The sequence below is a fragment of the Costertonia aggregata genome (assembly GCF_013402795.1).
In the GTDB taxonomy this organism is placed as follows: domain Bacteria; phylum Bacteroidota; class Bacteroidia; order Flavobacteriales; family Flavobacteriaceae; genus Costertonia; species Costertonia aggregata.
Genome location: NZ_CP058595.1, coordinates 3,680,642 through 3,693,688 on the forward strand (window position 1 = coordinate 3,680,642; position 13,047 = coordinate 3,693,688).

Annotated in this window: 12 protein-coding genes; 11 read left to right on the forward strand and 1 reads right to left on the reverse strand. The window is 38.1% G+C overall.

From position 1 onward, the window contains the following. Positions 1–85: 85 nt before the first annotated feature. The 5 genes from HYG79_RS16915 (at position 86) to HYG79_RS16935 (ending at position 4,130) form a co-directional block, all read left to right on the forward strand. Positions 86–1,036, forward strand: a complete 951-nt coding sequence (locus HYG79_RS16915; RefSeq protein ID WP_179243241.1) for an isopenicillin N synthase family dioxygenase — start codon at positions 86–88, stop codon at positions 1,034–1,036. 3 nt (positions 1,037–1,039) lie between these two features. Next, positions 1,040–1,366, forward strand: coding sequence for a translation initiation factor (locus tag HYG79_RS16920; protein WP_179243242.1), 327 nt, complete (start codon positions 1,040–1,042; stop codon positions 1,364–1,366). Positions 1,367–1,478: 112 nt separating this feature from the next. Beyond that, the gene (locus HYG79_RS16925) at positions 1,479–2,411 is read left to right on the forward strand and encodes a DUF1835 domain-containing protein (protein ID WP_179243243.1); all 933 of its coding nucleotides are present in this window, start codon (positions 1,479–1,481) and stop codon (positions 2,409–2,411) included. 1 nt (position 2,412) lies between these two features. Next, a complete protein-coding gene (locus HYG79_RS16930; RefSeq protein ID WP_179243244.1) occupies positions 2,413–3,282 on the forward strand; it encodes a nucleoside phosphorylase in 870 nt (289 codons plus the stop codon). Further along, the gene (locus tag HYG79_RS16935) at positions 3,279–4,130 is read left to right on the forward strand and encodes a substrate-binding domain-containing protein (RefSeq protein ID WP_179243245.1); all 852 of its coding nucleotides are present in this window, start codon (positions 3,279–3,281) and stop codon (positions 4,128–4,130) included. The genes HYG79_RS16930 and HYG79_RS16935 overlap by 4 nt, the downstream gene beginning before the upstream one ends. On the opposite strand, the gene HYG79_RS16940 is transcribed toward HYG79_RS16935, so the two are convergent. Then, a complete protein-coding gene (locus tag HYG79_RS16940; RefSeq protein WP_179243246.1) occupies positions 4,117–4,782 on the reverse strand; it encodes a uracil-DNA glycosylase in 666 nt (221 codons plus the stop codon). The two genes, HYG79_RS16935 and HYG79_RS16940, sit on opposite strands and share 14 nt — an antisense overlap. Positions 4,783–4,897: 115 nt before the next feature. Here HYG79_RS16940 and HYG79_RS16945 point away from each other — a divergent pair, with 115 nt between their 5' ends. From HYG79_RS16945 to HYG79_RS16970, 6 genes are all read left to right on the forward strand, one after another. Then, positions 4,898–5,776: a BKACE family enzyme gene (locus tag HYG79_RS16945; RefSeq protein WP_179243247.1), complete on the forward strand. Its 879-nt coding sequence runs from the start codon at positions 4,898–4,900 to the stop codon at positions 5,774–5,776. Between the two features lie 5 nt (positions 5,777–5,781). Continuing rightward, positions 5,782–6,435 carry a GNAT family N-acetyltransferase gene (locus HYG79_RS16950; RefSeq protein ID WP_179243248.1) on the forward strand — a complete coding sequence of 218 codons (654 nt, stop codon included), beginning with the start codon at positions 5,782–5,784 and terminating at the stop codon, positions 6,433–6,435. 18 nt (positions 6,436–6,453) lie between these two features. Beyond that, the gene (locus HYG79_RS16955) at positions 6,454–7,770 is read left to right on the forward strand and encodes a phenylacetate--CoA ligase family protein (RefSeq protein WP_179243249.1); all 1,317 of its coding nucleotides are present in this window, start codon (positions 6,454–6,456) and stop codon (positions 7,768–7,770) included. Between the two features lie 121 nt (positions 7,771–7,891). Next, the gene (locus HYG79_RS16960) at positions 7,892–10,084 is read left to right on the forward strand and encodes an endonuclease MutS2 (RefSeq protein ID WP_179243250.1); all 2,193 of its coding nucleotides are present in this window, start codon (positions 7,892–7,894) and stop codon (positions 10,082–10,084) included. A 312-nt stretch (positions 10,085–10,396) separates the two neighbouring features. Further along, entirely contained in the window at positions 10,397–10,804 is a 408-nt protein-coding gene (locus HYG79_RS16965) for a thiol-disulfide oxidoreductase DCC family protein (RefSeq protein ID WP_179243251.1), read from the forward strand. Between the two features lie 106 nt (positions 10,805–10,910). Continuing rightward, positions 10,911–12,965, forward strand: a complete 2,055-nt coding sequence (locus tag HYG79_RS16970) for a mucoidy inhibitor MuiA family protein (protein WP_179243252.1) — start codon at positions 10,911–10,913, stop codon at positions 12,963–12,965. Positions 12,966–13,047: the final 82 nt, after the last annotated feature.

Consider the following 13,047-nt stretch of genomic DNA (forward strand, 5'->3'; position numbering starts at 1 on the left):
AGCATTCATAAAAATGGGAACAATGTAACAGATGGGATTCCGTATATAATTCATTAAATTTGATTATCAATTTTAAAATAAAAATATGGGCAATATTCCAAGTGTTGATTTAAAGGATTTTACCTCTGGCGATCATGCTAGAAAGCAAAAATTCATTCACGAAATAGGGAATGCTTTTGAAAATATAGGGTTCGTAGCCTTGAGCGGCCATTTTTTATCCGATGCCTTGGTAGAAGACCTGTATGAAGAGATTAAAAAGTTTTTTGATTTGCCGCAAGACATAAAGGATGCTTATGAAATTGAGGGCATTGGTGGACAACGGGGATATACATCTTTTGGGAAAGAGCATGCCAAAGGCAGAAAAGAAGGAGATTTAAAAGAATTTTGGCATTTTGGACAATATGTTGATGACAATCCTACGTTAGAGGCGGAGTATCCAGAGAATGTTTGGGTAAAGGAACTTCCAAAGTTCAATACGGTTGGTAAGGAAACTTACCAAATGCTGGAAAAAACGGCCAAATATGTACTTCGTGCCCTTGCATTACATTTAAAATTGGACGAAAACTATTTTGATGAATTCATCAAAAACGGGAATTCTATCTTACGACCCATACATTATCCGCCTATCACTTCAGAACCAAAAAATGCGGTTCGAGCGGCAGCGCATGGCGATATTAACTTGATTACCCTGCTTATGGGGGCCCATGGCAAGGGATTACAAGTTAAAAATCATGATGATGAATGGGTCGATGCCATTGCCCGTACAGATCAATTGATGATCAATGTCGGGGACATGCTTTCCAGGCTTACCAATAACAAATTGAAATCTACCATACACCAAGTGGTAAATCCGCCCAAAGCGTTATGGGGCACCTCCCGATATTCCATTCCCTTTTTTATGCATCCCATTAGCGAAATGCCGCTGAACTGTCTTGAAAATTGTATTGATGATACCCACCCCAAGCTATTTGAAGATATTACTGCAGGTGAGTTTTTACATGAACGGTTGATTGAACTAGGATTGATAAAAAAATAAGTGATGGACCTAAAAGATCAACTCAAGAATCTATTTCCGGAACATATTCCTTCGGAACCAGAAAAAAAAGCGCCAGAACCCGAGATTTGGCTTCAAGACGAGCCTATTATATGTAAATATGAAAAGCGAAAAGGTAAGCCTATCACTATCTTGGAAGGTTACACGGGTGCAGATTCCGATTTTAAAAAATTGGCAAAGGAACTTAAGACCAAATTAAGTGTTGGCGGCAGTTTTAAGGACGATAAAATCATCATACAAGGCGATTACAGGGATAGAATTATGGAGCTGTTGAGAGACAAAGGTTTTAAAGTAAAACGTGTTTGTGGTTAAGCGCATATAATAATGCCCTAAACTGAAATGGTTGCGTAGTTTTTTGTTAAAATTTTTCTTTCTTTTCGATTAAATGTTACTTTTATAAGTCAAACAACAAACAGCAACCTAAATGAGTTCCCTTCTACATATTACCAATGGCGATAGTTTTACCCAAAGACTCGAAGGTTTAAAACTTAAAGGCGACATTATCACATGGCGCGAAATGCTCTGTGAGGGCAAAACGGAAACTAACGTTGGTAGCGAATCCTTTTGGAAGACACGTTTTGAATTTTTATCAAAAAACTACAAGGTTACCAAATCGTGGTTTGTAGAAAAAACACTTAAAGAATACCGCTCTCTGTGTAATCACAAACAGCAAGACCAAATCGTTTTATGGTTTGAATACGATTTATTCTGCCAAATAAATATGCTAGCCGTATTAAGCTGGCTGAAAACGCATCGAAAATATGCCGAAATATCTTTGGTCTGTAGTGGTAAAGAAGACAAAACGGACAAAATGTACGGGCTCAATGATCTATCGGATGATCAATTATTGAATCTCTACGAAAATAAAACAGTGTTGACTCAGGACGATGTTGAATATGCAGATTATGTTTGGCAGCTGTATTGTAGCGACAACCCCATACGGTTAGAGAATTTGACCGATTATGAAAATTATAATTTTAAATATCTTTCGGCTAGTATACATATTCATCTACAAAGATTTCCTTCCATCAAAAATGGCCTTAATGCCATGGAAAACAATATTTTAAATCTTTCTGTGTCCGAAAAACCAAAAAATAAAAAGGCTTTGCTGGGCATAATTCTCAAGAATCAAGGACTTTTAGGTTTTGGAGATACACAATATGAGCGTACCATCTCTAGATTAAAACCTTTATACTCTACCTTCAACCCTGTGCGTTTGACCAAAAAGGGAAAAGAGATATTGGAAGCAAAAACCAGCTATTACTCCTACATACGGGAAAATGATGTGTATTTGGGCGGCGCTCTTAAGTACAATTTTCTCTACAACACGAATTCTGACCGAATTCTAAAACTTTAGTATGAGTTTAAGCCCTTCCGAGCTTATCTTAAATGCGGACAACAGCATTTACCACCTCAATTTAGTACCCCAAGATATAGCAGAAACCATAATTACCGTCGGGGATCCCGATAGGGTCGGGCATGTTTCTAAATATTTTGATACCGTAGACATTAAAAAGGAGAAACGGGAATTCATAACCCATACCGGAAAATTAAAGGGGAAGCGAATCACCGTTATATCCACAGGCATTGGTACCGATAATATTGACATTGTCCTTAATGAATTGGATGCCTTAGTGAATATCGATTTTGAGAGTAGAACCGTTAAACCTCAAAAAACCACCTTGGATATTTTTCGCATAGGTACATCGGGAGCCATTCAACCTAATATTCCTGTAGATTCTTTTTTGATTAGCGAGTATGCCATTGGTTTTGATAACCTGCTTCATTTTTATGAAAGCGAGCATATTCAATTTCCTGAAATGCAATTGGCTTTTATAGACCATACGGATTGGTCCGTTTATAAATCCATTCCCTATATCGTAGAGGGCAGTAGGGATTTAATGCTCGATTTTGACAATGATGTTTTTCAACTAGGGTTTACAGCCACCAATGTAGGTTTTTATGGCCCTCAGGGCAGAAAATTACGTTTGCGTACACAAGATGCTACATTAAATCCGAAAATGGCATCCTTTGAATACCAAGGGTTGAAAATCACCAATCTAGAGATGGAAACTTCTGGTATTTATGGTCTTTCCCAACTTTTAGGACACCGTGCACTTTCCCTAAACTGTATTTTGGCCAACAGGGGCACGGGGGAATTTTCTGAAAATCCGGAAAAGGCCATTGATGAACTGATCAAGCAGACCTTATCCATAATTATCAAATGAAAACTGTAAGAATCATAGGGGTCCCCGAGCATTTTAACCTGCCTTGGCATTTGGCCATAGAGGAAGGTGCCTTTGAGGAACGAGGTATTGAATTACAATGGACGGATATTCCCGAAGGTACAGGGAAAATGTGCCAAATGCTCAAAAATGAAGAGACCGATTTGGCCATTATCCTTACCGAGGGACTCGTTAAAAGCATTATCGATGGTAATACGGTTAAATTAGTGCAAGAATATATAGCTTCGCCCCTATTATGGGGAATTCATGTTGGGGCCAAAAGTCAACTTATGCATATTGATGACCTTGAAAACTCGAAAGCTGCCATTAGTAGATTTGGGAGTGGTAGTCATCTTATGGCCTATGTAAATGCCCAAAACCAAGGATGGAGTACTAAAAATTTAGTATTTGAAATCATAAATAATCTGGACGGAGCAATTGAAGGCTTGACCAATAACAAGGCAGACTATTTTATGTGGGAACACTTCACTACAAAACCTTTGGTAGATAATGGCACCTTTCGTAGGTTAGGTGATTGTCCTACACCGTGGCCTTGTTTTGTGATTGCGGCAACCGAAGCTTTTTTAACGGACAATATGAAAACTTTAAGGCATATTCTAGAAGTTATAAATCTGTATACCGAGGAATTTAAATCAATTCCCAGTATAGATCGCACTTTGGCCAATCGCTACAGGCAAAAATTGGAGGATATACAAGAATGGTTATCGATTACAAAGTGGAGTCAGTCGCAGATGGATTCGCAAACCATTGAAAAAGTGCAAGATATCCTGATTGACTTAAAGTTGATTGATAAAAAATTAAAAGTGGAACAAATCCTTACCAAGCTATAGGTTTTTTGCCTAAATTTTGCAAAATCCCATTGGTTTTGCTGAAGTGATGGTTTCCAAACCAGTACCCACGATTGGCACTCAGAGGCGAAGGATGACCAGAGGTTAATATATGATGTTTGCTTTTATCTATTAAAGTGGCCTTCTTTTTTGCGTAGCCTCCCCAAAGTAGAAAAACAAGATTCTCTTTCTCTTGTGATAATTTTCTGATAACAGCATCCGTAAAAGTTTCCCAGCCTTTATTTTGATGGCTTCCTGCTTGGTGAGCTCTTACGGTCAATGTAGCATTGAGCAATAAAACCCCTTGGTCGGCCCAACGTTCCAGATTACCGCTTTTGGGATAGGTTGTGTTTATGTCGGTTTGGATTTCCTTGAAAATATTGATGAGTGAAGGCGGATGCGGGATTCCATCCTTTACCGAAAAACAAAGTCCGTTTGCCTGGTTCGGTCCATGATAAGGGTCTTGACCAATAATCACGACCTTGGTTGCATCAAACGGACAGTGGTCAAATGCGGCGAAAATATGGGGACCTTTGGGATAACAGGTATGTTGGGTGTACTCCTGTTTAACAAAATTGATAAGCCTTTTAAAATAAAGCTGTTCAAATTCCGTTTTTAAGTATTGTTTCCAACTTGGGTGTATCTTTACATCCATAAATATAAATATTTGGGTGCCTATTATATTTTGTTAGCGTATCAAAAATAAAAGTAATATAATTCAATTTAACCCATAAAATATGATATTTATCTAAATCTCAAAAGTAAATAAGATGCACAAAAACCTCATTATCAACTTTACGCCGACCGGTATGATTCCTACAAAAAAGATGACACCGTATGTTCCCGTAAGTGTTGACGAAATTGTAGAAGATGTTCATGCGGCTTGTGAAATAGGGATAACTATGGTTCATTTACATGCCAGGGACGCTATCTCACATGTGCCTAGTTATAAAAAGGAAATCTACTCGGATATAATTTTGGGCATTCGCAAGTTTGCGCCTAAATTGGTTATATGTGTTTCTCTCAGTGGTAGGGATTTCAGTGAGCTTGAAAAACGTTCAGATCCCTTATTGTTAAGCGATTGGGCAAAACCGGACATGGGTAGTTTGACCTTGAGTTCACTCAATTTTAATAAGACGGCAAGTGTAAATTCCCCTCAAATGGTAATGGACTTGGCTAAGATGATGAAAGACAAAGGCATTATTCCCGAACTGGAAGTTTTTGACTCGGGCATGATAAACTATGCAAAATATTTAGAGAAGAAAGAACTGTTGGTAGCGCCCCATTACTTTAATATACTTTTGGGTAATATTGCTTGTGCACAACCTAATCTTCTACACACTGGGGTATTGATCAACGATTTGCCAAATGATTCTTTATGGAGCTTAGCGGGGATCGGCAACAGCCAATTGATGATGAACTCTATTGCTATTGCTACAGGTGGCGGTGTGCGAACGGGTATAGAAGACAATATTTGGTACGATGCTTCTCGTACAAAATTGGCAATGAATATAGATTTAATAAAACGCATACATGTCATAGCTAAAGCAAATGAACGTAAGGTTATGCTACCTTCGGAATTTAGAAAAAAAATGAACCTAGCACCTGGTGATGGTCAGTATGGCAGAAAGTATACAGAATCAACCTAGCTTAAATGGAAGTTGAAAAAGATGACAAATTTTATAGATTCAAGTGGTTTTGGAATATACTTCGCCATGGGCTGTTCATGCATGGGCTTAGGAATAGGCTAGCGCGTATTGGTATAGATATAATGCCGTATTATTGGGTGCTGGAAGAAGCCACACCCCTATCTAACCCGCCAAAGTTACGAGGAAAGGACATCTCTGGTTTTAGGGTCATGAATTTTGATGAGAAAGATGTTATAAAAATTAAAAATAGCATTATCGGTATTGAGCAGAAAGACTTGTTACAATACATTCGTGAAGGTCAAATATGTATCGGTATAAAACACAATGACGAAATCGCTGCATATACCTTCATAAAGCCTGACAGTTTTTATTTTAGGGACAGGGAATTTAAGTTCAAAGCGAATGAAGTATATCTACATAGCATGTATACTTTTGAAAAGTTCAGGGGTAAAAACATGGCTCCTTACCTGCGCTATGAGTGCTATGAAATGCTGAAAAATGAAAATATAGATTATAAATACAGTGTAAGCGAATATTTCAATAAATCCACCATTAGATTTAAGAAAAAATTAAATTCCGAACACAAAAAACTGTATCTGAGTATTATACTTTTTGGAAAAATAACTTGGAATTTTACGCTGAAAACGTTTAGAGGATAAGAGTCTATGATGCAATTGTTGAGAAGTAAACTATTTTGGTTCGTTGATGCCATAAAAGGGGGCAAAATATCTGAACATTATAAAGAAATAGCGTTTATAAACAGTCAAAAAAACAACTTTAGTTCAGTTTCGCATACACGAAATAAGCTTATTGGCGACATTTTAAATCACGCTGCATCGACAACGCCCTACTATAAAGACTTTAAGCAAAACGAAGCTCTTAGTAATTTTCCTGTCATCAAAAAAACGATAGTTCAAGAAAATTTTGAGGCCTTTAAATCCACAGTATATCTAGACCGTCCAAAATTCAAAGTTGCTACAAGTGGTTCAACAGGTGTACCATTTTTTTTATATCAAGATCAAAATAAAAAAAACAGAAATACTGCCGACACTATTTTTTTCTTAAAAAAAGCTGGTTATGAGGTAGGTCAGCGTCTATATGACATTGAGGTTTGGCGTAATATCAATATGATGACACCTCTAAAAGCATGGATGAAAAATTTGGTATATGTTGATATTTCAAAATTCAATGATGCCGATATTGACCTTTTTATAGCCAATCTCAAAAAGGATACATCCCCCAAAAACTTGGTCGGTTTTGCTTCAGCATTTGAGAACATATGTCAACATCTGGACAAAATTGGCTCAAAACCTTTTACCAATTTAAAAATAGCATCAATTATAGCAATTTCGGAACATTTGAACGACTACGTAAAAAGTTCAATGAAAAAGTACTTTAACGCCAATGTGGTTTCAAGATACTCAAACGAAGAAATTGGTATTATTGCCCAACAAATTCCTGGAGCCAAAAAAACCGATTTCCAAATCAATTGGGCGAGTTATCATTTGGAAATACTTAAGATGGATTCGGATAGGCCGGCAGAGCCCAACGAAAAGGGAAGAATAGTTATAACCGACCTTTTCAATTATTGTATGCCGATGATACGATACGATACGGGAGACATCGCCAGTTTTGACACCTTGCTGGCCGAAGACGCTCCATTCCCCAAACTCACAAGTGTAGAGGGTAGAAAGATGGACTCGGTTTTCAATACAAACGGAGAGGCTATTTCACCGTTTCTGATATACACTAAATTTTATCCGTTTTATCATTTGATAAAACAATATCAATTTATTCAAGTCAAAGAGAAAAAATATCTGATAAAACTAAATACCCATACTGGTAGTTTTGAGCATAGGGATGCTTTAATTCAAAGCTTTCAAGAGGATTTTGGGAACGATGCGGTAATAGCGTTGGAAATGGTTGACGAAATACCGCCTTTATCCTCAGGAAAACGAAAAAAGGTAGTTAATCTTAACACAGGAAAAAAATAATGGTATTGACTTTATCATAATACGAAATTATATGAATATTTTTCCTGAACTGATACCATAAACCTTCAAATTCCACATCTCGCCCCCAATCCTTACCTTTGCCGCTGATTAATACCAAATAGTGGCAAACATTTACCATAAAACGCTTCAAGACCTAGAATTTCCAACCGTTTTACAGCAGTTGGCCGCACGTTGCAACACCGAACCGGGCAAAGCATCTGCTTTGGAAATCGCACCTATTGCTGAAAAGTCCGTTATATTGAGAGTTTTGGGCCAAACTTCGGAATACCTTACCTCGTTGCAAAGCGATACCCGAATGCCCAATCATGGTTTTGATAGTATAAATGCCGATTTAAGGTTACTCAAAGTAGAGAATACCACGCTTGAAATTCAGGGCTTTCGACGTATTTCATCCATTTGTGATACGGTAACAACCCAAAAAAAGTTTTTGAAAAAATTTAAGGAGTACTACCCTTTGCTTTTTGAACTTTCTGAAAGTTTGGAGTTACAAACCGAAATTCCGCAACTTATCAATGCTGTAATCGATAGGTTTGGAGAGGTAAAGGACAGCGCATCTGAAAACCTAAGAAGTATTCGCCAGCAAAAGCAGGGTATTAAGGGTAAAATCGGGCAAAGCTTTGGTGCGGCCCTAAATCAATACCACGCATCGGATTTTTTGGACGAGATTCGGGAATCGGTTGTGGAAAACCGTCGTGTTTTAGCCGTTAAGGCTATGTATCGCAAAAAAGTGAAGGGTTCGGTCATGGGCACTTCCAAAACCGGAAGCATTGTATATATAGAGCCCGAAGCTACTTTGAGATATAGCCGAGAGCTCAACAATTTGGAGTTTGAGGAGCGGGAAGAAATACAGCGTATTTTAAATCAGCTTACCCATCAAATACGGCCCTTTGCCTGGCTCTTGAGACAATATCAGGAATTTTTGACCCATATTGACGTCACGGCGGCCAAAGCGAAATACGCTGAGGAAATGAATGCCTTGTTGCCGGAAATCAATGAAAACAAACGCCTTTTTTTAAGGGATGCCTATCATCCCCTACTTTTTTTGAACAATAAGCAAAAAGACGAGAAAACTTATCCCCAGACTATAGAGTTGCATCCCGAGAACCGTATTATCGTTATTTCGGGACCCAATGCCGGTGGAAAAAGCATCACCTTGAAAACGATAGGTCTGTTACAGGTTATGCTGCAATCCGGATTGTTGATCTCGGTTCATGAACGTAGTTCCGTTTGTTTGTTTGAGAAGATAATGACGGATATTGGTGACAACCAATCCATTGAAAATCATTTAAGTACATATAGTTATCGACTTAAGAACATGAACCAGTTCTTGAAACGGTGCAATAACAAGACCCTGTTCTTGATCGATGAATTTGGAACGGGAAGCGACCCCGAGTTGGGCGGCGCATTGGCCGAGGCTTTCTTGGAAGTTTTTTATGAGCGTGAAGCTTACGGCGTAATTACTACGCACTACTCCAATCTTAAGGTTTTGGCCAACGAATTGCCGAATGCCACAAATGCCAATATGTTGTTTGATAACAAATCATTACAGCCCACTTTTCAATTGGTCTTGGGACAGGCAGGTAGTTCTTTTACGTTTGAGGTCGCACAAAAAAACGGAATCCCCTACTCGCTCATCAATAAGGCAAAGAAAAAAATAGAACGTGGCAAAGTACGATTTGATGCGACTATTGCCAAATTGCAAAAAGAACGCAGCAAAATGGCCCAAACCGGGTCAAAACTTCAAGAAGAGGAGACCAAGGCCAGAGCGGAAGCCGAACGCTTGGAAAAATTGAACGCCAAGATCAAGTCCAAGCTGGAAAACTATCAGGAGCTGTACGATCATGACCAACGCATGATACAGCTGGGCAACAAAGTAAACGTAGCGGCCGACAAATATTTTCAGGATAACAAAAAACGTAATTTGGTTTCAGAGCTTATCCGCATTGTAGAGACCGAGAACAGTAAACGCAAGAAAAAATCGGCCAATCAGGCCAAGGCAGAGCGTGCAAAAAAGGCAAAGGTAGCCCAGGAAGTACAAAAAGAGGTCAAAGTCATCCGTGAAAAAAAGAAGGTAGAGAAAACTAAAGCGGTACTTAAAGAAAAGAACAAACCTAGACCTGTCCTAAAAATTGGGGACCGTGTTCGTATGCACGATGGCAAGGCCATAGGTACCGTTGACAAACTGGAAAAAGGTAAAGCTGTCGTAAATTATGGCATGTTCACTACGAATGTGGGGGTAAATCAGTTGGAATTGGTAAGTACGCCCAAATCTTCCTCAAAACGAAAGACCTAAAGTATCACTCCTAATTTTAAGTGTAATTCCCTCTATTTTAGAGGTTTTACCGAGAAAAAATGATTGATGTTTTTTATAAAGTTCAACTCATTCGCTGCGGTCATTTCGAAGCGAGAGAAGTGATTGGGAAATCTAAATTTTCATATATCTCGGAAACATTGGAACCACTAGTTTTTCATATGTCCGCATTGTATCTTTGTGTTAAAGTATTTATCGTTCTGAAACTGGTAGTAAAGCTAAGTGTAAATGGTCTAAACCATTTGATCGTAAATTAAAGTGCTCTCTATATTCGAAACGAATAAAGTCAACTCAATGGAAGATGATAAAAAAATTGTACTATTCGACGGGGTTTGCAATCTGTGCAATGCCTCTATTCAATTTGTGATCAAGCGCGATACCAACGATGTATTTAGATATGCCGCTCTACAAAGCGAGGTGGGCCAAAAGCTTGTTTCTGAACGCGGCTTGGACACCTCTCAAATAGATTCCATCATCCTAATTGAACCGGGAGTTGCATATTATACAAAATCGGATGCCGCTTTGGAAATAGGCAAGCATTTAAGGGGGTACCGCACTCTTTCATCCCTATTAAAATTGATTCCGAGTGGTTTTCGGAACATTATTTATGACTTTGTCGCCCGAAATCGATACAAATGGTATGGTAAGCAGGATGACTGTATGATTCCCACACCCGAATTGCAGGCAAAGTTTTTGGGTTGACTTACCCAAAACACCCTTTCCCTCTTTCAAAATACCAATTCGCTTATTCTTTATTTTATTTGAGTCTGTTCCGCATTAAGTTTATCCAAACTTTAAACCAACGAACATGAAAAAGCTATTCATTTTTATCGCTTTATTTCCAATATTTACTTTCGGAAACGATAATCAAATTCCATCAAAAATAAAAGAGGTAACTGTTTATTTGAGCGGTGCACATGTAACCCGTTCTGCCCATTGCATACTCAAAGCAGGCACTTCTGAAATCAAGTTTACAGGGCTTTCGACACAAATTGATGAAAGTAGTATTCAGATTTCCGGTTTACAATCGGTATCCATCTTATCCATGGCGTATGATATAAACTACATGGCCCAAAAGAAAAATACACCGCAATCCGATGTGCTACAAAATGAAATTGATGCTCTGGAACTGCAAATAGCCAAGTTCAGAAATCAAATAGCGGGTCTTGAGGAAGAGGAAAAGGTGATTAACGGTAATAGATTGCTCAATTCTAGGACCGATGGCGTAAGCTTGGAGAAAATCAAACAAATAAGTACGTATTATAGGGAAAGGATTACCGATGTTAAAAATGAAATATATGTTACCAATCTAAAAATAAACGAGCTGGATCACAAAGCAAGGGCTATAAAAAGTCAAATGGCCGAGATAAACAATATTCCGGAAAAAGAACAAGGGGAAATTAAAATAAAGTTTGACACTGCCATTGATATAAATTTAAATATATCCATTTCCTATTTGGTAGAAGATGCTGGATGGATTCCCAGTTACGACATTAAGTCTAAGGACATCAACTCTCCACTTAAACTAGCATATAAGGCCCATGTATATCAAAAAACAGGGCAAGATTGGGATAATGCTAAAATTGCACTATCAACGGGTAATCCTAATGTTAATATTGTAAAACCTACATTGGGCACAAAATATTTGAATTTTACCAATGGCCGTTCCAAAAGGTTTAGCACAGCTACCAAAAAACAACGATATTTTTATAATCCAACAGTCAAAAAAATCGCAGGAACCATATTGGACGAGTCTGGTTCTCCCCTACCCGGGGCCAATATTGTGGTAAAAGGAACAGCTAATGGCACACAAACTGATTTTGATGGTTTTTTTACTTTAAATATTACCAACGGTCAGGAGTTAATGGTCTCTTATATTGGTTATAAAACCGAAGAACTTCCTATCTATTCCTCGGTCATGAACATAAAACTCGAAGAGGATTCCCAAGCCTTGGAGGAAGTTGTAGTGATGGGATACGGAACGAGAAGCAAAAAAGACTATACCGGAGCAGTATCAAGGGTTTTACAAGGTAAAACGGCTGGAGTCCGGGTAAGAGGCGCCTCATCTGTTCCTCAACTCCCTTTGTATATTATTGACGGAGTACCCGTGGATAATTTTATAGAAGGTGATTTGGATGAAGATGAGATACAATCCATGGAAGTTCTTAAAGGTAAAAATGCCACCTCGATTTATGGGAGTAAGGGTAATCATGGGGTAATCGTGATAACAACCAAAAAAAGTGCGGTCCAAGATGATATTACCCAAACCAAATTTATAATCAAAAAGCCATATACCATAGTATCGGACGGTGACATTACCGCTATTGAAATCAACACATTCTCCCTGAACGGCAGCTATGAATATTTCACGGCACCCATTGTTAATGAAAATGTATTTTTAACCGCTCGTTTTAGTGATTGGGAAAAATACAATCTATTACCGGGAGAGGCCAACATCTATTTTAAGGGTGCTTATGTAGGAAAAACCGTTATAGATCCTTACACGGTTAAAAAAGAAATGACTATTTCTTTGGGTATAGACGCCAATATTACGGTTAGACGTAAACAGGATAAAAACTTCAAGAGTAAATCGTTTTTGGGCAACAACCGTATTTTGGATAGAAAGTATGATTGGGAAGTTAAAAACGGCAAAGCTGTGCCTATTGACATAAAAATTATGGATCGCATCCCGCTATCTCAAAATAATGATATCAGAGTAATTGACATTGAAACTTTTGATGCCGATTACGATACCAAAAAGGGATTATTGAGCTGGAAAATACAGCTAAGTCCCAAACAAACCAAAACAAAATCATTCTCATTTAGGGTAAAGTACCCGAAGTATAAAAGTATTTCGTTATAATTAGTTTTTATTTGATACAGTATTTGCTTGAATCAAGATAGGGTTAATGTATTGGTTCGTTTGATTTTAAGGCACAAAAATT